21 protein-coding genes are annotated in these 18934 nt (G+C 65.8%); 4 read left to right on the top strand and 17 right to left on the bottom strand.

Annotation, left to right across the window (positions count from 1 at the left end; genetic code table 11):
• Both PVZ72_RS11675 and mltF read right to left on the bottom strand, forming a co-directional pair.
• Positions 1-440: IS110 family transposase (locus PVZ72_RS11675; RefSeq protein WP_273861253.1), on the bottom strand; the 440-nt coding region annotated here is incomplete at its 3' end.
• A 330-nt stretch (positions 441-770) separates the two neighbouring features.
• Entirely contained in the window at positions 771-2255 is a 1485-nt protein-coding gene (gene mltF / locus PVZ72_RS11670; RefSeq protein WP_133863121.1) for a membrane-bound lytic murein transglycosylase MltF, read from the bottom strand.
• A 316-nt stretch (positions 2256-2571) separates the two neighbouring features.
• Between mltF and purL the strand changes: the two genes are divergently transcribed.
• Positions 2572-6471 (top strand): phosphoribosylformylglycinamidine synthase, encoded by a 3900-nt coding sequence (purL, locus tag PVZ72_RS11665; protein ID WP_273861999.1) that lies wholly within the window; start codon positions 2572-2574, stop codon positions 6469-6471.
• A 167-nt stretch (positions 6472-6638) separates the two neighbouring features.
• Positions 6639-6953 (top strand): NGG1p interacting factor NIF3, encoded by a 315-nt coding sequence (locus PVZ72_RS11660; protein ID WP_273861998.1) that lies wholly within the window; start codon positions 6639-6641, stop codon positions 6951-6953.
• A 3-nt stretch (positions 6954-6956) separates the two neighbouring features.
• Here the strand turns inward: PVZ72_RS11660 and PVZ72_RS11655 are convergent, their stop codons facing one another.
• The 5 genes from PVZ72_RS11655 to PVZ72_RS11635 all read right to left on the bottom strand — a co-directional run bounded on the left by PVZ72_RS11655 (position 6957) and on the right by PVZ72_RS11635 (position 12590).
• Entirely contained in the window at positions 6957-7253 is a 297-nt protein-coding gene (locus PVZ72_RS11655) for a winged helix-turn-helix domain-containing protein (protein WP_263259677.1), read from the bottom strand.
• A gap of 52 nt (positions 7254-7305) precedes the next feature.
• Positions 7306-10137 carry a valine--tRNA ligase gene (locus tag PVZ72_RS11650; protein ID WP_273861997.1) on the bottom strand — a complete coding sequence of 944 codons (2832 nt, stop codon included), beginning with the start codon at positions 10135-10137 and terminating at the stop codon, positions 7306-7308.
• 87 nt (positions 10138-10224) lie between these two features.
• Complete coding sequence (locus PVZ72_RS11645) at positions 10225-10587, bottom strand: hypothetical protein (protein ID WP_187978568.1); 363 nt, start codon at positions 10585-10587, stop codon at positions 10225-10227.
• A 4-nt stretch (positions 10588-10591) separates the two neighbouring features.
• Entirely contained in the window at positions 10592-11020 is a 429-nt protein-coding gene (locus PVZ72_RS11640; RefSeq protein ID WP_273861996.1) for a DNA polymerase III subunit chi, read from the bottom strand.
• Positions 11021-11090: 70 nt separating this feature from the next.
• Positions 11091-12590, bottom strand: a complete 1500-nt coding sequence (locus PVZ72_RS11635) for a leucyl aminopeptidase (RefSeq protein WP_273861995.1) — start codon at positions 12588-12590, stop codon at positions 11091-11093.
• A 171-nt stretch (positions 12591-12761) separates the two neighbouring features.
• On the opposite strand from PVZ72_RS11635, the gene lptF reads away from it, so the two are divergent.
• Both lptF and lptG read left to right on the top strand, forming a co-directional pair.
• Positions 12762-13874, top strand: a complete 1113-nt coding sequence (gene lptF, locus PVZ72_RS11630; protein WP_273861994.1) for an LPS export ABC transporter permease LptF — start codon at positions 12762-12764, stop codon at positions 13872-13874.
• Complete coding sequence (gene lptG, locus PVZ72_RS11625) at positions 13871-14932, top strand: LPS export ABC transporter permease LptG (RefSeq protein ID WP_273861993.1); 1062 nt, start codon at positions 13871-13873, stop codon at positions 14930-14932. Before lptF ends, lptG begins: the two co-directional genes overlap by 4 nt.
• Before the next feature lie 22 nt (positions 14933-14954).
• On the opposite strand, the gene PVZ72_RS11620 is transcribed toward lptG, so the two are convergent.
• The 10 genes from PVZ72_RS11620 to PVZ72_RS11575 all read right to left on the bottom strand — a co-directional run bounded on the left by PVZ72_RS11620 (position 14955) and on the right by PVZ72_RS11575 (position 18932).
• Positions 14955-15275 (bottom strand): hypothetical protein, encoded by a 321-nt coding sequence (locus PVZ72_RS11620; RefSeq protein ID WP_273861992.1) that lies wholly within the window; start codon positions 15273-15275, stop codon positions 14955-14957.
• A gap of 100 nt (positions 15276-15375) precedes the next feature.
• On the bottom strand, positions 15376-15843 hold the full coding sequence (locus PVZ72_RS11615) for a hypothetical protein (protein ID WP_273861991.1): 468 nt from the start codon (positions 15841-15843) through the stop codon (positions 15376-15378).
• A gap of 35 nt (positions 15844-15878) precedes the next feature.
• On the bottom strand, positions 15879-16049 hold the full coding sequence (locus PVZ72_RS11610) for a hypothetical protein (protein ID WP_273861990.1): 171 nt from the start codon (positions 16047-16049) through the stop codon (positions 15879-15881).
• Positions 16050-16135: 86 nt separating this feature from the next.
• A complete protein-coding gene (locus PVZ72_RS11605) occupies positions 16136-16672 on the bottom strand; it encodes a hypothetical protein (protein ID WP_273861989.1) in 537 nt (178 codons plus the stop codon).
• A 340-nt stretch (positions 16673-17012) separates the two neighbouring features.
• Positions 17013-17234 (bottom strand): helix-turn-helix transcriptional regulator, encoded by a 222-nt coding sequence (locus PVZ72_RS11600; RefSeq protein ID WP_273861988.1) that lies wholly within the window; start codon positions 17232-17234, stop codon positions 17013-17015.
• A 96-nt stretch (positions 17235-17330) separates the two neighbouring features.
• Positions 17331-17636 (bottom strand): hypothetical protein, encoded by a 306-nt coding sequence (locus tag PVZ72_RS11595; RefSeq protein WP_273861987.1) that lies wholly within the window; start codon positions 17634-17636, stop codon positions 17331-17333.
• Between the two features lie 2 nt (positions 17637-17638).
• Positions 17639-17863: a hypothetical protein gene (locus tag PVZ72_RS11590; RefSeq protein WP_273861986.1), complete on the bottom strand. Its 225-nt coding sequence runs from the start codon at positions 17861-17863 to the stop codon at positions 17639-17641.
• Positions 17860-18090, bottom strand: coding sequence for a hypothetical protein (locus PVZ72_RS11585; protein ID WP_273861985.1), 231 nt, complete (start codon positions 18088-18090; stop codon positions 17860-17862). Before PVZ72_RS11585 ends, PVZ72_RS11590 begins: the two co-directional genes overlap by 4 nt.
• Positions 18087-18440, bottom strand: coding sequence for a hypothetical protein (locus PVZ72_RS11580; protein ID WP_273861984.1), 354 nt, complete (start codon positions 18438-18440; stop codon positions 18087-18089). Before PVZ72_RS11580 ends, PVZ72_RS11585 begins: the two co-directional genes overlap by 4 nt.
• Before the next feature lie 57 nt (positions 18441-18497).
• Positions 18498-18932 carry a hypothetical protein gene (locus tag PVZ72_RS11575; RefSeq protein WP_273861983.1) on the bottom strand — a complete coding sequence of 145 codons (435 nt, stop codon included), beginning with the start codon at positions 18930-18932 and terminating at the stop codon, positions 18498-18500.
• Positions 18933-18934 lie beyond the last annotated feature (2 nt).

Genomic DNA, 18934 nt, shown 5'->3' with positions numbered 1-18934 from the left:
TCCATCTGCCGTAGCGATTGGAGATCCTCCAGGCGCCGGGTCAGCGCGCGAAGCGTGCGGATGGACACAGGCTCGGGGTGCCAGGCCCGCAGGCTGTCTTCATGCCGCTGGCCATAGGTGGCGATCAGCTTGGCGTCGAGTTTGTCCGTCTTGCTGCGCTGCAACTGGCTTTGCGCATAGCGAGCGATCTGTGCCGGATTGAGCACGGCGATTCGGTAGCCCAGCGCATGGAAATGCTCGGCGAGCGCTTCGTGATAGGTGCCCGTGGCCTCCATCACGATCCAAGCGCCTGGCTCGGCATGCTGTTGCAGCCAGTCGGCAAAGACCGCGAAGCCTGACGGATCGTTGCTCAGCCTGCCCTTGGTCCGGTGCTTGCCATTGGATTGCAGGACCGCCAGATCGAAGCTGCGCTTGGCGATATCAACACCGATTACGGCCATGATGTCTCCTCCTTCAGATGCGACACGATCACGTCATCCCGTCCAACCTTGTGCAATACGAGCTCTGGAGGCTCTAGATACCGTTCGGACTCGGGGATGGGTGTGGAGGAGGCAGCCTATCTACGTTGCAAGCTCAAAGGCTTAAGGGTGGACACGGCCTGCCATCCTCCCCCGATGATCAGCCGGGGACTATGCCCCCTGAGGAGGCTGTCGTCGAGATACAAGGGTGGACAACGGCGCAGCCTTGTCCACGCGGGACGGTGCCGGAGGTTGCCGATGGAAAACGCTGGCGCGGTTTTCCACGCTACGAGGGTTCGAGCGCGGCGGCCCTCACATATCCTGGGGCGTTTCCCGGGCGGGGCGGTCGTCGGCGATGGCGGGGACGTGCAGGCCGGTCTTGGCCAGTTGCTGACCTTCCATCTGCGGCTGAGTGGTCCAGGTGAGGATGTCGTAATAACGGCGCACGTTCTGCACGAACTCCACCGTCTCGCCGCCGCGGGCGTAGCCGTAGCGGGTCTTGCTGTACCACTGCTTCTGCGCCAGGCGCGGCAGCATCTTCTTCACGTCCAGCCAGCGATCCGGGTCCAGGCCCTGGGATTCGGCCAGCCGGCGGGCGTCGAGGATATGGGCGATGCCGATGTTGTAGGTGGCCAGGGCGAACCAGGTGCGATCCGGTTCGTGGATGCTGTCGGGCAACTCGTCGCGGATCTGGTCGAAGTACTTGGCGCCGCCGGTGATGCTCTGCTCCGGATCCAGGCGGTTGGCGACGCCCATGGCCTGGGCCGTGTTGTTGGTCAGCATCATCAGGCCGCGTACCCCGGTCTTGGAAGTGGCGTCCGGGGTCCATAGCGACTCCTGGTAGCCCATGGCGGCGAGCAGGCGCCAGTCCAGCTGATGCTTCTGCGCCACCTTGCGGAAGTGCTTCTCGTACTTGGGCAGGCGTTCCTGCAGGTGCTGGGCGAAGGTGTAGGCGCCCACATAGCCAAGGACGTCAACGTGACCGTAGTAGCGCTCCTTGAGCTGCTGCAGGGTGCCGTCGCGGCGGACCTTGTCCAGGTAGGCGTTGACCGCATCGAGCAGGCTGTTGTCCTCCCCGGGTTGCAGTGCCCAGGCCTGGCCCTGGTTGTCGCCCAGGTCGAAGGCCACCCGCACGTTGGGAAAGTACACCTGGTTCATGGCCAGTTCGTTGGAATCCACCAGGGTCAGGTCGATCTGGCCTTCGTCGACCATGCGCAACAGGTCGCTGACCTCCACCTGATCGGATTCGTCGAAGGTGAGTCCCGCTACCTGAGCCTGCAACGCCCTGAGCTGCTGCGCCTGGCTGCTGCCCTTGAGCACCAGGATGCGCTTGCCGACCAGATCCTTGGGGGTGCTGGGGCGGACGGTGCCGTTGCGGTAGATGACCTGGGGCACCACGTCCAGATAGCTGCGGGAAAATTTCAGATTCTGGCGATTGACCGAGGGCGTGAGGCCGGCCGCGGCGATCACCGGGCCGTCCGGCGCGGTCAGGCGATTGAAGAGGTCGTCGAGGTTGTCGGCGGTGCTGATTTCCAGGCGCACCTTGAGGGATTCGGCGAAGCCCTTGACCAGTTCGTATTCGAAACCGGTCTCGCCGTTGCGGTCCTGGAAGTAGGTCGCCGGACTGTTGCGCGTCACCACGCGCAGCACACCCGCCTGCTGCACCTGCTCCAGCGCGGTCGGCTTGGGCGGCGCAGGCACGTCGGCCTCCCCGCAGCTCATGAGCAAGGCGAGGAAGGGCAGGGTAAGCCAGGCGAATCGCTTGAAGGCTCTATTCAAATGGGCTAGCTCGGCCATACGGCATCAAAACGGCACTGGCGCCTTGCTGACGCGCCTCATCGGTCGGCCCCTCCGGGCACTCGTTATGGTCGGGACGCTCCGCGCCACCGGTCCGGCCAAAGGCTCTATCCTGAGCCCAATGGGGAGCCGCGTCCATGGGGCGCGGCAGGCCGTAACGGCGGGCAGTATACGCGAGAAGTGGCACAGCGCCCATTTTATACATACAAGAGTGGTGGTAAGGCTGCATGAACCCTCGTCGCCGGAAGGTGTCCCCGGCGCGCCTTTAGGCTAGAATGCACGGCCCCAAAGTGACTTGGCCCCGAGGCTGTCCCCGATGCTGATCCTGCGCGGCGCTCCCGCTCTATCTTCGTTCCGTCACGGCAAACTTCTCGACCAGCTGACTCGCCTGGTTCCCGGTGTCTCCGGGCTCTATGCCGAGTTCGTTCATTTCGCCGAAGTCGCCGGCACCCTGAGCGCGGAGGAAGAGGGCATCCTCGGCCGACTGCTGCAATACGGCCCCAGCGTCCCCCAGCAAGAACCCAGCGGCGCGCTGTTCCTCATCGTGCCCCGCCTGGGCACCATCTCGCCCTGGTCGAGCAAGGCCACCGACATCACCCACAACTGTGGCCTGGCGCAGATCGAGCGCCTGGAGCGCGGCGTGGCCTACTATGTCGCCGGCGAACTGGACGCCGCTGCCCACGCGCAGCTGGCCGCCGCCCTGCATGACCGCATGACCCAGCGCGTGCTGCCGACCCTGGACGCCGCCGCCGACATCTTCAGCCATGCCACGCCCAGGCCGCTCACCGCGGTGGACGTGCTCGGCGGTGGTCACGCTGCCCTGGAGCAGGCCAATCTCGAGCTGGGCCTGGCCCTGGCCGATGACGAGATCGACTACCTGGTCAAGAGCTTCACCGCCCTGGGGCGCAATCCCCATGACATCGAACTCATGATGTTCGCCCAGGCCAACTCCGAGCACTGCCGGCACAAGATCTTCAATGCCAGCTGGGACCTCGACGGCGAGAGCCAGGAGAAGTCGCTGTTCGGCATGATCAAGAACACCTTTGAGCTGAATCGCACCGGCGTGCTGTCTGCCTACAAGGACAACGCCGCGGTCATGGAAGGCTTCACCGCCGGGCGCTTCTACCCCGACGCCGAGTCCCGCGAATACGGGGCGCACAGCCAGCCCGTGCACATCCTGATGAAGGTGGAGACCCACAACCACCCGACCGCCATCGCCCCCTTCCCCGGCGCCTCCACCGGCTCCGGTGGCGAGATCCGCGACGAAGGCGCCACCGGTCGCGGCTCCAAGCCCAAGGCGGGTCTGACCGGCTTCACCGTCTCCAACCTGAACATCCCCGGTTTCGCGCAGCCCTGGGAGCAGCCCTACGGCAAGCCCGAGCGCATCGTCACCCCGTTGGACATCATGATCGAGGGCCCGCTGGGTGGCGCCGCCTTCAACAACGAATTCGGTCGTCCGGCCCTGGCCGGCTACTTCCGCACCTTCGAGCAGCAGGTCGAGACCCCCCGCGGTCCCGAGGTGCGTGGCTATCACAAGCCGATCATGCTCGCCGGCGGCCTGGGCAACATCCGCGCCGACCACGTGCAGAAGGGCGACATCTCGGTAGGCGGCAAGCTCATCGTGCTGGGCGGTCCGGCCATGCTGATCGGCCTGGGCGGCGGCGCGGCCTCGTCCATGTCCACCGGCGCCAGCTCCGCCGACCTGGATTTCGCCTCGGTGCAGCGCGAGAACCCGGAAATGGAGCGCCGCTGCCAGGAGGTCATCGACCGCTGCTGGCAGTTGGGTGAAAACAATCCCATCACCTTCATCCACGACGTGGGTGCGGGCGGCCTGTCCAACGCCTTCCCCGAGCTCGTCAACGATGCCGGTCGCGGCGGTCGTTTCGAATTGCGCAACGTGCCCAATGACGAGCCGGGCATGAGTCCGCTGGAGATCTGGTGCAACGAGTCCCAGGAGCGCTACGTGCTCTCCGTGGACGCCGAGAACTTCGAGACCTTCAAGGCCATCTGCGAACGCGAGCGTTGCCCCTTCGCCGTGGTCGGCGAAGCCACCGAGGAGCGCCAGCTGACCGTGGCCGACAGCCACTTCGGCAACAACGCCGTGGACATGCCGCTGGACGTCCTGCTCGGCAAGCCGCCGCGCATGCACCGCAGCGCCACCCGGGAAGCTGAACTGGGCGACGCCTTCGACGGCGCCGGCCTGGACCTGACCGAGTCGGTGGAGCGCGTCCTGCGCCACCCGGCCGTGGCCAGCAAGAGCTTCCTGATCACCATCGGCGACCGCACCATCACCGGCCTGGTCGCCCGCGACCAGATGGTCGGCCCCTGGCAGGTGCCGGTGGCCGACTGCGCCGTGACCGCCACCAGTTTCGACGTCCACACCGGCGAAGCCATGGCCATGGGCGAGCGCACCCCGCTGGCGCTGCTCGACGCGCCTGCTTCCGGCCGCATGGCCATCGGCGAGACCATCACCAACCTGGCCGCCGCGCGCATCGAGAAGCTCGGCGACATCAAGCTGTCCGCCAACTGGATGGCCGCTGCTGGCCACCCCGGCGAAGACGCGCGTCTCTATGAAACCGTCAAGGCGGTGGGCATGGAGCTGTGCCCGCAGCTGGGCATCACCATCCCGGTCGGCAAGGACTCCATGTCCATGAAGACCCGCTGGCAGGACGGTGGCGAAGACAAGAGCGTCACCGCGCCGCTGTCGCTGGTGATTACCGGTTTCGCCCCGGTGCAGGACATCCGCCGCACCCTGACCCCCCAGCTGCGCCTGGACAAGGGCCAGACCGACCTGATCCTCATTGATCTGGGTCGCGGCCAGAATCGCCTGGGCGGCTCCATCCTCGCCCAGACCCACGGCAAGCTCGGCCAGCAGGCCCCCGACGTCGACCAGGCCGAAGACCTCAAGGCCTTCTTCGCGGTGATCCAGGGGCTCAACCAGGACGGCCTGCTGCTGGCCTACCACGACCGTTCCGACGGTGGCCTCATCACCACGGTGGTGGAAATGGCCTTCGCCGGTCACTGCGGCCTGGCCCTGCGCCTGGACGCCCTGGCCGCCGACCGTGACGAACTGATCCGCGCGCTGTTCGCCGAGGAGCTGGGCGCCGTCATCCAGGTGCCCCAGGACTTCACCCACGAGGTGCTGGCCCAGTTCAGCGCGGCCGGTCTGGAAGACTGCGTGGCGGTGATCGGCAACCCGGTCAACGGCTACGAGATCAACATCCACTACCACGACGAGCACCTCTACCAGGCCGAGCGGCGCATGCTGCAGCGCGTCTGGAGCGAGACCAGCTTCCAGATCCAGCGCCTGCGCGACAACGCCGAGTGCGCCCAGCAGGAATTCGATGCCCTGCTGGAAGAGGATCATCCGGGGCTGTCGGCCAAGCTGGCCTACGACCCCAACGAAGACATCTGCGCCCCCTACATCAAGAAGGGCGTACGGCCGCAGGTCGCCATCCTGCGCGAGCAGGGCGTCAACGGTCAGGTGGAGATGGGCGCGGCCTTCGATCGCGCCGGCTTCGCCGCCATCGACGTGCACATGAGCGACATCCTCGCCGGTCGCATCGACCTGGCGGACTTCAAGGGCGTGGTCGCCTGTGGCGGCTTCTCCTATGGCGACGTCCTCGGCGCCGGCGGTGGCTGGGCCAAGTCCATCCTGTTCAATGCCCGTGCCCGTGACGGCTTCCAGCAGTTCTTCGAGCGCACCGACACCTTCACCCTGGGCGTGTGCAATGGCTGCCAGATGGTCGCCAACCTGCGCGAGCTGGTGCCCGGCAGCGAATTCTGGCCGCGCTTCGTGCGCAACCGCTCCGAGCAGTTCGAGGCGCGGGTGGCCATGGTCCAGGTGCAGGATTCCCCTTCGCTGTTCCTCGCCGGCATGGCCGGGTCGCGGCTGCCCATCGCCATCGCCCATGGCGAAGGCTTCGCCGAGTATCCGAACCAGCAGGCGCTGGTCGCCGCTGACGTCTCCGGCACCGTGGCGCTGCGCTATGTCGATGGCCACAGCAAGGTCACCGAGACCTATCCGGCCAACCCCAACGGCTCGCCGCTGGGCATCACCGGGCTGTCCAGCCAGGACGGTCGTGTGCTGCTGATGATGCCGCACCCCGAGCGCTGCTTCCGTGCCGTGCAGAACTCCTGGATTCCCGCCGACTGGCAGGGCGAGGACGGCGGCTGGATGCGCCTGTTCCGCAATGCGCGGGTCTGGGTCGACTGAGGGTTCGGCGTCTGGCCAGGCTTGCTCGACCTGCGGTCGGGTGAGCCTGGCTCATAGGCTCTCTTCCAAACCGACGGCGAGCCACCCGGCATCCGCCGCTGCGCTCTTACCCCCTCTCCCTCAGGGAGAGGGCTGGGGTGAGGGTCGCCCAGCCGGAGAGCGTCACCATGCTCAAACTCTGCTTCTATGTCCCCGACTCCCACCTGGAAGCCGTCAAGCAGGCGATCTTCGCCGTGGGCGCTGGCCGCATCGGCCTGTACGACAGCTGCTGCTGGCAGGTCCAGGGCCTCGGCCAGTTCCGTCCACTGCCAGGCAGCCAGCCGCACCTGGGCGAGCAGGGCAGTCTCGAACGGGTGGAGGAATGGCGTGTGGAGCTGGTGCTGGCCGACGAACAGATCGCCCGCCAGGCCGTAGCGGCGCTCAAGGCGGCGCATCCCTATGAGACGCCCGCCTATGACGTGGTGCAGGTGCTGGATTTCTAGGGTTCAGGGATAACCAAGCACCATCTTGATCCGCGGCAATTCACGCTCGACCCAGCGCGGATCCACCGCGCCCCAGTCGCGGATCTCGTAGCCGCCGGCGTTGTTGCGGGCGCCTTCGCCCTGCACGAACTGACAGTCGATATCCAGATCGGCCAGCGCCAGCAGGGTGTCCTGGGCCGTGCGCCTTGGCATCCCGGTAGCGGCCATCAACGCCGGCACGCTGGTGGCGGTGCCGCTGGCCACCAGCCAGGCCACATAGAGGCGGCGATAGAAGCTGGTCTTGGTCTTGCTCACGTCCATGAAAATCTTCCGGTCAAGAAAAAGCCCACCGCGAGGGTGGGCTTCAGGGGCATCAGAGGGTGGCGATGCGCTGCCGCTGGTCCACCAGCTTGGCCAGGGCCTGTTCGGCCTCGGCCAGTTTGGCGCGCTCCTTCTCCAGCACCTCGGCCGGGGCCTTGGCGACGAAGCCTTCATTGGCCAGCTTGCCGCCGACGCGCTTGACCTCGCCTTCCAGGCGGCCGATCTCCTTGTCCAGGCGCGTAAGTTCCGCGTCCTTGTCGATCAGGCCGGCCATGGGCACCAGCACTTCCATCTCGCCTACCAGGGTGGTGGCGGACATCGGTGCTTCCTCGCCGGCGGCCAGGACGCGGACCGATTCCAGCTTGGCCAGCTTGTTCAGCAGCGGCTCGAAGTCGGCCAGGCGGCGCTGGTCCTCGGCACTGGCATTGGCGACGATGATGTCGATGCGCTTGGCCATGGAGATCTTCATCTCGCCACGGATCTGCCGTACGCCCAGCATCAGCGCCTTGACCCACTCGATGTCGCCTTCGGCGGCGGCATCGATGCGCGCCTCGTTGGCCACCGGCCAGGGTTGCAGCATCAGGGTCTCGCCCTGGACACCGGCCGGCGCCTTGAGGCGCTGCCAGATTTCCTCGGTGATGAAGGGCATGAAGGGATGCGCCAGGCGCAGCACCACTTCCAGTACCCGCGCCAGGGTGCGACGGGTGCCGCGCTGACGCTCGATGGAGGCATTCTCGTCCCACAGCACCGGCTTGACCAGTTCCAGGTACCAGGCGCAGTACTCGTCCCAGACGAATTCGTAGAGCGCCTGGGTGGCCAGGTCGAAACGGAAGGCGTCGAGCTGACGGGTCACCTCGGCCTCGGTGCGTTGCAGCTGGGAGATGATCCAGCGATCCACCGAGGACAGCTCGACCGGTTCGTCGTTGACGCCGGTGTCCTGGCCCTCGACGTTCTCCATGACGAAGTTCGCCGCGTTCCACAGCTTGTTGCAGAAGTTGCGGTAGCCCTCGACGCGACCCATGTCGAACTTGACGTCGCGGCCGGTGGTGGCCAGGGAGCAGAAGGTGAATCTCAGGGCATCGGTGCCGTAGCTGGCGATGCCGTCCGGGAATTCGGCGCGGGTCTGCTTGGCGATCTTCTCGGCCAGCTTGGGCTGCATCAGGCCGCTGGTGCGCTTCTCCAGCAGGGTGTCCAGGTCGATGCCGTCGACGATGTCCAGCGGGTCGAGCACGTTGCCCTTGGACTTGGACATCTTCTGGCCCTGGCCATCGCGCACCAGGCCATGGACGTAGACGGTCTTGAACGGGATCTGCCCGGTCAGGTGGGTGGACAGCATGATCATCCGGGCGACCCAGAAGAAGATGATGTCGAAGCCGGTCACCAGCACGTCAGTGGGGTGGAAGGTCTTCAGCGCCTCGGTCTGCTCGGGCCAGCCCAGGGTGGAGAAGGTCCACAGGCCGGAGCTGAACCAGGTGTCCAGCACGTCGTCGTCCTGACGCAGGGCGATGTCACCCAGGTTGTGCTTGGCGCGTACCTCGGCCTCGTCGCGACCGACGTAGACGTTGCCGGCCTGGTCGTACCAGGCGGGAATGCGGTGGCCCCACCAGAGCTGGCGGCTGATGCACCAGTCCTGGATGTCACGCATCCAGCTGAAGTACATGTTCTCGTACTGCTTGGGCACGAATTGCACCTCGCCGCTCTCGACCACGGCGATGGCCTTCTCGGCCAGGGGCTTGGTGGAGACGTACCACTGGTCGGTCAGCCAGGGCTCGATCACGGTGCCGGAGCGGTCGCCCTTGGGCACCTTGAGGGCGTGGTCGTCGATCTTTTCCAGGCGGCCGGCGGCCTCCAGGTCGGCGACGATGCGCTTGCGCGCCTCGAAGCGGTCCAGCCCGGCGTAGGCGGTGGGGAGGGTGGCGTCGAACATGCCGTTGACGCTGCCGTCCAGGTTGAACACCTGGGCGCCGGGGAGGACGGCCGCATCGGCATCGAAGATGTTGATCAGCGGCAGGTTGTGTCGCTTGCCGACTTCATAGTCGTTGAAGTCGTGGGCCGGGGTGATCTTGACGCAGCCGGTGCCGAATTCGGGGTCGCAGTAGTCGTCACCGACGATGGGGATGCGCCGGCCCACCAGGGGCAGCTCGACGTAGTGGCCGATCAGGTCCTTGTAGCGCGGATCTTCCGGGTGCACGGCCACGGCGGCGTCGCCCAGCAGGGTCTCGGGGCGGGTGGTGGCGACCACCAGATGGTCCATGCCCTCGGCGGTGCGGGCGCCATCGGCCAGCGGATAGCGCAGGTGCCAGAGGTGACCCTTCTCGTCATGGCTTTCCACTTCCAGGTCGGAAATGGCGGTGTGCAGCTTGGTGTCCCAGTTGACCAGGCGCTTGCCGCGATAGATCAGGCCGTCCTCGTGCAGGCGCACGAAGGCTTCCTTGACCGCCTCGGAGAGGCCCTCATCCATGGTGAAGCGCTCGCGCGACCAGTCCACCGAGGAGCCCAGGCGGCGGATCTGCCGGCTGATGTTGCCCCCGGATTCGTTCTTCCATTCCCAGACCTTCTCCAGGAATTTCTCCCGGCCCAGGTCATGGCGCGACAGGCCCTCAGCGCCAATGCGGCGTTCCACCAGCATCTGGGTGGCGATGCCGGCGTGGTCCGTGCCCGGCTGCCAGAGGGTGTTGCGACCCTGCATGCGGCGGAAGCGGATCAGGGCGTCCATGATGGCGTTGTTGAAGCCATGGCCCATGTGCAGGCTGCCGGTCACGTTCGGCGGCGGGATCATGATGGTGTAGGGCTCGCCCGACCCCTGGGGCGCGAAATGGCCCTGGCGTTCCCAGGTCTGGTACCAGGAGGTTTCGATGGCGTGCGGCTGGTAGGTCTTGTCCATGGAGGGGGCTTTTGTCGCTGGAAGAGGAAAGCCTCCGAGTATAGCGACTCCGGCACGCCGACGGCAGGGCGCCTTGGCGCCCCGCGCTCAGGGACGCTGCAGCAGTTCTTCCAGCCGCTGCTGGAGACGGCGCTGCAATTCGGCCTCCAGGCGTGGCAACTGCTCGTCGAGCAGTTCCTGAAGAATGGCCGGTGCTTCCTGGCGCAGGCGCACCTGGGCCAGGTCTTCATGGGGCGCGCTGGGCGTCACCTCTTCGATCACGTCCGGCACGATCTGGTCGAGCAGCGGCGGAATGGCCTTGAGCCGCTCGGCGCTGGGCGCGATGACATCGGAGAGGATGGGAATGCCATCGGCGCTGCTCGGATGGACCGTGTTACGGCTCTTGTCGAGCACCTGGCGGATGGCTTCGAGGTCTTGCAGGACGTGCGCGGGAGGCTTGGTGCTGGTCATGAAATCAGACACGTGACAGCTGATGGTCCTGTAGAGCATAGCCAAGCTTGCGGTAGAAGCGAAAACCTTCGCGCATCGCCTGGCGGACTTCGGGGGCTTCGACGACCACTTCGGCGATCCGAGCGAAACCCGCATGGCAGGGCGGCGGCGCCAGACTGAGGTTGATCAGCAGCTCACCCCTCTGCTCGGCGGGCGTGGTCAGGCCGAGCACCACCGGGCTGTCGCTGGATGTTTCCGCAAGATCATGGGGAATGAAGCTGTCCGGGCGGAAGGCCCACAGCTGGTCATCCAGGCGCTGGCGCTGCTCGGCGTCGGCGAAGTGCACATAGACCGGCATGCCCTGCTTCCAGGCCTTGTCCACCAGCCGACAGGCGAAGGCCAGCCGCGCCGCGGGATCGGTGGAAGGCAGAACATAGAAGTCGACACGGGTCATGGCGGATCACGAAGAAGGGGAGGGAAACGGCAAGGCCGCGACGTAGGGCGTCGCGGCCTTGGGCAGAGGCTTAGGCCTCGGCGGTGCGGTCGAGCAGGTACTGCACCAGCAGCGGGACCGGACGACCGGTGGCGGCCTTGTCCTTGCCGCCGCTGATCCAGGCGGTACCGGCCACGTCCAGGTGCACCCAGGGATAGGCCTTGGCATAGCGCGCCAGGAAGCAGCCGGCGGTGATGGTACCGGCCTTGGGGCCGCCGATGTTGGCCATGTCGGCGAAGGGACTGTCCAGCTGCTCCTGGTACTCGTCGTGCAGCGGCAGTTGCCAGACGCGGTCGTCGGCGCGATCGCCGGCCTGCTTGACCTGGTCGATCAGGGCGTCGTCGTTGCCCATCAGGCCCGAGACCAGCGAACCCAGCGCGGTGATGCAGGCGCCGGTGAGGGTGGCGATGTCGATCACCGCCTTGGGCTGGAAGCGCTCGGCGTAGGTGAGGGTATCGCACAGCACCAGGCGGCCTTCGGCGTCGGTGTTGAGGATCTCGATGGTCTGGCCGCTCATGCTGGTGACGATGTCACCCGGACGGGTAGCGGTGCCGCTGGGCATGTTCTCGGCCAGGGCCAGGAGGCCCACCACGTTGATCGCCGGCTTGAGCTCCATGAGGGCGCGGAAGGTGCCCAGGACGCTGGCGGCGCCGCACATGTCGTACTTCATCTCGTCCATGCCGGCGCTGGGCTTGATGCTGATGCCGCCGGTGTCGAAGGTGATGCCCTTGCCGACCAGGGTGTAGGGCTGGGCATTCTTGGCGCCGCCCTTGTACTGCAGCACCACCAGGCGCGGCGGCTGGGCGCTGCCCTGGGCCACGGCGAGGAAGGAGCCCATGCCCAGTTCGCGCATCTTCTTCTCGTCGAGCACCTCGACGGAGAGCCCGGCGTCCTTGAACTGCTTGCCCAGGACCTTGGCCTGATCGGCCACATAGACCGGATTGCAGACGTTCGGCGGCAGGTTGCCGAAGTCCTTGGCGTAGGCGGTGCCGTGGGTGATCGCCAGGGCATGGGCCAGGGCGCGTTCGGCTTCCGGCTGGGAGGCCTTGGTGGTGACCAGGGTCAGCTTCTTCAGCGGCCGCGGCTCGGCCTTCTTGCTCTTGAAGCGATCGAAGACGTAGTCGCCGTCGGCCAGGGTCTCGGCCAGCAGGCGCAGGCGGGCATAGCCGTCACGATTCTTGACCGGCACATCGCCGAGGGCGATGGCGGCGTCGCTGCCGCCCAGGCTCTTGAGCACGCCCAGGGCGCCGCTGGCCAGCTTGCGGTACTGGCGGTCGGACAGCCCTTCGCTGGCGCCGCTACCCACCAGCAGCACGCGCTCGGCCTTGAGGCCGGGCAGGTTGGTCAGCAGCAGGGTCTGGCCGGCCTTGCCGGCGATGTCGCCGCGCTTGACGGCCGCGCTCAGGGCGCCGGAAGTGGCAGCGTCCACGGCGCTGGCCGCTGCGTCGAGCGCACCGCCTTCACCGACGGCCACGACCAGCGTGGCGGTTTTCAGGGTTTCCGGACGAGCGTTTTTGACGACGAATTCCATTAGGAGAAGCTCCCCAAGACAAACACATGAGTTCGCAGGATATAATGCGGGGCTTTCGCCAGGGCCTTTCCCGGCGATCGGCCTTCAACGGGTGGGCCTTGCAACGCAAGCCATGCAGCCGAGCTAGTGTGAGCGTTCGCGCCAGAGCCTGACAACCCTGGAGAATCCTGTTTGATCGTCTTCCGCTATCTGTCTCGAGAAGTTCTCACCACCCTCGGTGCGGTCAGTGCCGTGCTGCTGGTGATCATCATGAGCGGCCGCTTCATCAAGTACCTGGCCCAGGCGGCCCAGGGCCTGCTGGATCCGGGTGTGCTACTGCTCATCATGGCCTACCGCATTCCGGGCTTCCTGCAGCTGATCCTGCCGCTGGGGCTCTTTCTCGGCTTCCTGCTGGCCTATGGCCGACTGTACCTGGACAGCGAGATGACCGTGCTCACCGCCACTGGCCTGAGTCCGCGCCGCCTGCTGGCCTACAGCATGGCGCCCGCCGCGCTGGTGGCCCTGGTGGTTGCCTGGCTGAGTCTGTCGCTGGCGCCCCTGGGCGTGCAGAAGGTCACCACCATCCTCAACCAGCAGGACGCCATGACCGAGTTCGACACCCTCGAACCCGGCCGCTTCCAGTCGCTGCGGGACAACTCGCGGGTCACCTACACCGAGCGCCTCTCGGCGGATCGCAGTCAGCTGGGCGGCGTCTTCATTTCCGAGCGCAACACCTCCGCCGCTGGCGGCAAGGACCGCGGCGTGGGCGTGCTGGTGGCCGACACCGGCCGGCAGGAAATTCACCCGGACGGCAGTCGCTACCTGATCCTGCAGAACGGCTTCCGCTACGACGGCGTCCCCGGCCAGGCCGACTACCGCGCGGTGCAGTACGACACCTATGGCGTGCTCCTGCCCAAGCCCGCGGTCAGCGAGGACATCAGCGAGCGTGACGCCGTCACCACTGGCGAACTCATGCGCAGCAACGAGCTGCAGTATCGCGGCGAACTGCAATGGCGGCTGTCGCTGCCGATCCTGGTGTTCATCGTGACCCTCATCGCCGTGCCCCTGGCCAAGGTCAATCCGCGCCAGGGCCGCTTCCTCAAGCTGCTGCCGGCGATCCTGCTGTACATGGCCTACCTGTCGCTGCTGATCGCCGCCCGTGGCGCCCTGGACAAGGGCCGCCTGCCGCCGGCCATCGGCCTGTGGGGCGTGCACCTGCTGTTCCTGGTGCTCGGCCTGCTGCTGGCCTTCTGGGAACCGCTCAAGGCGCGTCTGCGCGGTCACAAGCCGGAGGTAGCGGCATGAACAAGCTCGACTGGTACATAGGGCGCACCGTCTTCGTCAGCATCCTCGCGGTGCTGGGCGTGATCGTCGGTCTGGCCCTGCTGTTCGCCTTCATCGACCAGCTCGGCGACTTCGATGACAACTACGGCGTCGCCGAGGCGCTCAAGTTCGTCCTCCTGACCTCGCCGCGGCGCGCCTACGAGATGCTGCCCATGGCCGCGCTCATCGGCTGCCTGATCGGCCTGGGCACCCTGGCCAGCAGCAGCGAGCTGATCGTGATGCGCGCCGCCGGTGTTTCCCTGGGGCGCATCGTCTGGGCGGTGATGAAGCCGATGTTCCTGCTGCTCATCGCCGGCATCCTGGTCGGCGAATACGTGGCGCCCTGGTCGGAAAACCTGGCGCAGAGCGGCCGCGCCCTGGCGCAGAGCGCCGGCAAGGCGCAGAGCTCGCGCCATGGCCTCTGGCATCGGCAGGGTCACGAGTACACCCACGTCAACGCGGTGCAGCCCAACGGCCTGCTGCTGGGCGTGACGCGCTACGAATTCGACGACAATCGCCACCTGCTGCAATCCAGCTTCGCCCAGCGCGGCATCTATCGCGGCGATCACTGGGAGCTGGAAAACGTCAGCATCACCGACTTCGGCAATCGCCAGACCAGCATCCGCCAGGAGCCCAAGGTGATCTGGAACGTCGAGCTGACGCCGCAGGTGCTCGACACCGTGATCATGGAGCCGGATGCGCTGTCGATTTCCGGGCTGTGGTGGTACATCCACTACCTGGCCGACCAGGGGCTGAGCAACAAGAGCTACTGGCTGGCGTTCTGGTCGAAGATCTTCCAGCCGCTGGTGACCGCCGCCCTGGTGCTGATGGCGATCTCCTTCATCTTCGGTCCGCTGCGTTCGGTGACCCTGGGCCAGCGGATCTTCACCGGGGTGATCATCGGCTTCGCCCTGCGGATCTTCCAGGATCTGCTCGGGCCCTCCAGCCTGGTGTTCGGCTTCTCGCCGCTGCTGGCCGTGCTGGCACCGGCGCTGCTCTGCGCCGTGGCCGGGGTGCTGTTGCTGCGCCGGGCTGGCTAGCGCCGCCCGGCGGCGCCGCTCGCTAGGCGGCGCCCTTGCTCGCTGCCGGCTGCGGCTGCAACCAGCCGGCGTGCGCTTCGCAGAAGTTCAGGATCCGCTGCACCCGGCGGATCTGATCCCGGTGGCGGCATTCGCCCACCACGGTACGCACCAGCAGATCGACGTTCTGCATGTGGATCAAACGCAGATCCGCGCTCATGTCGGGGCAGGCTTCCATCTCGTCAATGCGCGTTTCGCAACGCGAGAGCAGCCGCTCGATGAAGGCCGGAGAGAAGCGGGCGGGGGGCTGGGCCGTTTCCAGGTCCTTGACCGCCACCTGGGAGAGGGGGGAGAGCGTTTCCATGCGCAAGATCTCGCGTCCGTATCGATGTCTTACTATTGCATGCTTTGCCCCTGCGTTTCAGCTGCCGGTGGTCAGCTGGCTATCCGGTCATTTGCGGGGCTCAGCGCGCATGTCCGGGTGCTTCTGTCGCCACGTCGAGCAGCGCTGAACGCGCCTTAAGATAAGACTGCTTCTGCTGCAAGTCGGCCGGATGATCGATGGTGAGCCCGGCCAGATAGCTCTGCCAGGCGGCCAGATAGGCCTTCTGCGCATTGCGCAGCAGTCGATCCTGGCCGGCGGGTAACTGGTCCATGGCAGACTTCTCTTCGGCAGTGGCCTGGGTCTGGCAACTGCTCAGCCGCTGACGAAAGTCCGCCAGCCGCCCTTGCTCGCCCGCCAGGCGGGCGTTGTTGCCGTGCAGCACCAGCAATTCGCAACCATAGAGCGCACTGTGCAACCGGGCCTGCAGCGTCCAGCTGGGCGAGCGATCCAGGTCGATAGCTGCACCGGCTGGCTGGGCCGGTTGCTGCACGGCGCAGCCACCCAGGATCAGCAGTAGGACGAGCAGCAGGGGAGGGCTCAGACGCATCTTCCGGTCTCGGCAAAGCTCAGGCAGGGGCGAGCCTACTGGTAACGTTGCCATTCCCGATACTTGTCCATCAGGTGGTCACCGACCGCCTGCCGGTGCTTGCAGTCCTCGCCGCTCAGCGGACTGGGTTCGCAGACGGAGCCGGCTGGGCTGTAGTGGTTGCAGCCGGTCAGTAGCAGGGCGAGGCATAGCAGGAGCGGTTTCACACAGTCTTCTCGGGTGAGGATAGGTAACGCCGCCGGTGAGCCTGGACGAGCAGTCGGGGGCTCACTGGGCGGGTAAGCGGCGCTTACTAAGGGCTTCGGCGTGGTTTGCTGCTTGAGTTGATGGTCACGTCATCGACGATCGTGGTCGCCAGCGCCTTAATCTGATCGGACGTCATCGCCGAGAATACACCCTCCCAGGCGCTGGACGAGGTGTCGTAGTTGCGCGTCGCCAGAGTTTCCCCCGAGGTTGCGTCCTGGTAGCGCACCTGGGCGCTGATCCAGGCATTACCCGCCATCACTCCCACCGAATAGCGCAGGCCTGAGCTCATGTAGCGAAAGTTGGTAACCTCGATGGTGGCTAGAGTCGCTGCCGCCTTCGGCCGCTCGGTCAGGACCTGCAGCCCCTTGGCCTGGCCCCGGATACGCAGGGCCTCCAGCCATTCGCTCTTCAGCAGCGGCCATTTTTCGTTGGCCTGAACCTTGGCATCGGCCTTGAACAGCACCACCAGCGTGGTTTTGGCATCGGCATAGACAGGAATCGGCGTCTGATCCGCAGAGGAGGTAACCTTGGCAGCGCAGCCGCCGAGCAGTAGGAGTGCAGCGACAACGACGAGTTTGATCATCGGTTGGCTCCGGTGATGGAAGGTCCGGCTCCAGGGACGCTCGCCCTGCGCTGGACGAGACGTTGGCGGACCGGTCAGGGCAGTCTAGTCGCTGCTACTAGGGGCGCAGTCTTTTGCTGCAAGGCGGCAGATGACCCGGCGATACCAACTCTTGCACGGTCGATTGCCAGGCACAAAAAAACCGCCTCAATGGGCGGTTTCTTCAGTTTCCATGCCTCTCAGCGGCGGCCTGGAAGGTACAACTTGGTGCCCCGGGGGAGACTCGAATTTCCTGATGGATACAGGCTTGCTGAGCGGGTGATCCGTCACCCATACAGCCCACCATACAGGCCCTCTCGCGCTATGCTGCGCCGCGCGTCGCCATCTGTCGGCGAATGTAGGCTTCGATCTCGTGCCGGACGAAGTAGACGGGCGCCTGGCGCGTGCCGCCGTCCTTGATCGGCTTGGGGAATGATGGATCGGTAGCCATCTTCCTGGCAAGGCTGCTGCGGCTGATCCCCAGCATCTCGCACGCGGCGTCACGGCGGACCAGGGCCAGGCCCTGCTGACTATTAGTGTTCATGAGGGAACCCCACTCGCTGAATTTCGTGACATGTCACGTCTTGCACTTTGGACTGGTCCGGCTCATCAGGTGAGCCGATTGCGTGCTCGATTCGGCTCATGGCAGGTTCCGCCCTATTGCTGCGGCAGCCAGGACGATGGATCTGCGAGCGCACCCCGATTCGTAAAACGTGCTGGCATCTTCGGTGCGATGAAGCGCTGCGGGATGACTTCCCGGGTTGTAGAGGTTGATGTCCAGCCTGACGGCAAGCCGCAGCGCGTCACCGTCGTCGTCCAGTGGGCACCACGCCTCGCGGCCGATCTCCTCCTCGCAGCGATAATGGCAGCCGGAGTTGCGTACCCACTCGATCTGGTAGCCAGCAGCTCGTGCCGCCAGCTCCAGCAGTTCGCGGTCTGTGCTCATGGCTACTCCTTGGTCATCGCCTGGCGCTGGGCCCGCTGCTCGTCGAGCTGAGTGACTCGATCAATGGCGGCCCGCAGATCAATCCCGCGGTGTTCGCAGGCATTCACGCCCGGCGCACCGATCATGATGTAGCCGCGGTCGAGACGGTCCTTGTCCTTGCGCAACTCCGCGATTTCCACCATCAGCTGTCCGATCTCCGCGCGCAGCTGCTGTACGAGGATGGTCATGGCTGGGCTCCTGCGCGCTGCAGCTCTTTCTCTATCTGCTTGAACAGCTTTTCCCGGCACTTCTTCGCCTGAGCGTCTGGCAGCAGGTCGCCCAGGCGAAGGCCGGTGATTGCCTTGCTCAGGCGCTCGAAACGCTCGGCGGCCTCCTGGCTCACGCCCAGCGGGGTCAGCTGCTCGACCAGGCTCGGCGCCATGGCGCCCATGCGGATCTCGAGTCCTTGGCTCATGCCGCACCGCCTTGGACCTTGCGTCCCCAGACGCAGACCGGGCCGTCTTCGGTGTCGTGGATCGAGAGCATGAACCACCCATCACCTGGCGGCGGGGTGGGCGTCCAGCGCGAGCAGTCAGCATCGCCGGTCTCGCAGTAGCGCTCGAACTCCTCGTCGTTGTCGCCTTCCATGCCAGTGAACGTGACTTCGATCCCGCGGGCGGCGATGTACTGCTCGAACTGCTCGCGAGGGATGTATTCGACGTCCTCGAACTCAGGTTCTGCCAGGTACTGGGGATGGAACCACCAGCCTTCGGCGTCACGCACGACTTCGACGGGCTCAATCTGGGCGATCATTTGTTCAGACATGACAATCCTCATCCCGCGCCAGGGCGCAGGTTCAATGGGGTAGGGGTAGGAAGGGGATCAGGCAGGCGGCGGGAGTAGCTTCTGCGCTGCCTCGACCAGCCGGCGGCCATCAGGCAGCAGCATGTGGGGCATGAACACCTCCTCGAATGACAGGAGGTTGCACTCCACGGCAGTCACCTGGGACTTCACCCAGTCACGCGCCATGGAACAGACAGCAATCTTCGCGACGGCCGCGGCCTTGGCCTTGTGCTGGTCCAGGGTCGAGCGTGATCGGCTGGTGTGCGGGTGCTCGCGGAGCCAGGCGACGGCATAGCCGCCCCAGCTGAACTTGAACTGCACCTGGCGGCCGCGCCAGTCGAACTGAATCATGACCGCCTGCTCCTTCTCCCGATGCATGATCCCGTAGTTATCGCAGCCGAACTGGCCCAGGATTTTCTGGATCTCGGCGTAGGCCTTGTCGCCGCTGGTGCTGTTTTCGTAGGGAAGTGGCATGG

Source organism: Pseudomonas sp. LA5 (genome assembly GCF_028640825.1).
Lineage (GTDB): Bacteria > Pseudomonadota > Gammaproteobacteria > Pseudomonadales > Pseudomonadaceae > Chryseomonas > Chryseomonas aestiva.
Note: the sequence above shows the minus strand (reverse complement) of the source record. Positions and strands in the feature narration are given on the sequence as shown.

Excerpts from the sequence above, each read along its gene's own strand:
- mltF (WP_133863121.1), bottom strand. The coding sequence starts at position 2,255 with ATGGCCGAGCTAGCCCATTTGAATAGAGCCTTCAAGCGATTCGCCTGG.
- purL (WP_273861999.1), top strand. The coding sequence starts at position 2,572 with ATGCTGATCCTGCGCGGCGCTCCCGCTCTATCTTCGTTCCGTCACGGC.
- PVZ72_RS11660 (WP_273861998.1), top strand. The coding sequence starts at position 6,639 with ATGCTCAAACTCTGCTTCTATGTCCCCGACTCCCACCTGGAAGCCGTC.
- PVZ72_RS11655 (WP_263259677.1), bottom strand. The coding sequence starts at position 7,253 with ATGGACGTGAGCAAGACCAAGACCAGCTTCTATCGCCGCCTCTATGTG.
- PVZ72_RS11650 (WP_273861997.1), bottom strand. The coding sequence starts at position 10,137 with ATGGACAAGACCTACCAGCCGCACGCCATCGAAACCTCCTGGTACCAG.
- PVZ72_RS11645 (WP_187978568.1), bottom strand. The coding sequence starts at position 10,587 with ATGACCAGCACCAAGCCTCCCGCGCACGTCCTGCAAGACCTCGAAGCC.
- PVZ72_RS11640 (WP_273861996.1), bottom strand. The coding sequence starts at position 11,020 with ATGACCCGTGTCGACTTCTATGTTCTGCCTTCCACCGATCCCGCGGCG.
- PVZ72_RS11635 (WP_273861995.1), bottom strand. The coding sequence starts at position 12,590 with ATGGAATTCGTCGTCAAAAACGCTCGTCCGGAAACCCTGAAAACCGCC.
- lptG (WP_273861993.1), top strand. The coding sequence starts at position 13,871 with ATGAACAAGCTCGACTGGTACATAGGGCGCACCGTCTTCGTCAGCATC.
- PVZ72_RS11620 (WP_273861992.1), bottom strand. The coding sequence starts at position 15,275 with ATGGAAACGCTCTCCCCCCTCTCCCAGGTGGCGGTCAAGGACCTGGAA.
- PVZ72_RS11615 (WP_273861991.1), bottom strand. The coding sequence starts at position 15,843 with ATGCGTCTGAGCCCTCCCCTGCTGCTCGTCCTACTGCTGATCCTGGGT.
- PVZ72_RS11605 (WP_273861989.1), bottom strand. The coding sequence starts at position 16,672 with ATGATCAAACTCGTCGTTGTCGCTGCACTCCTACTGCTCGGCGGCTGC.
- PVZ72_RS11600 (WP_273861988.1), bottom strand. The coding sequence starts at position 17,234 with ATGAACACTAATAGTCAGCAGGGCCTGGCCCTGGTCCGCCGTGACGCC.
- PVZ72_RS11595 (WP_273861987.1), bottom strand. The coding sequence starts at position 17,636 with ATGAGCACAGACCGCGAACTGCTGGAGCTGGCGGCACGAGCTGCTGGC.
- PVZ72_RS11590 (WP_273861986.1), bottom strand. The coding sequence starts at position 17,863 with ATGACCATCCTCGTACAGCAGCTGCGCGCGGAGATCGGACAGCTGATG.
- PVZ72_RS11585 (WP_273861985.1), bottom strand. The coding sequence starts at position 18,090 with ATGAGCCAAGGACTCGAGATCCGCATGGGCGCCATGGCGCCGAGCCTG.
- PVZ72_RS11580 (WP_273861984.1), bottom strand. The coding sequence starts at position 18,440 with ATGTCTGAACAAATGATCGCCCAGATTGAGCCCGTCGAAGTCGTGCGT.
- PVZ72_RS11575 (WP_273861983.1), bottom strand. The coding sequence starts at position 18,932 with ATGCCACTTCCCTACGAAAACAGCACCAGCGGCGACAAGGCCTACGCC.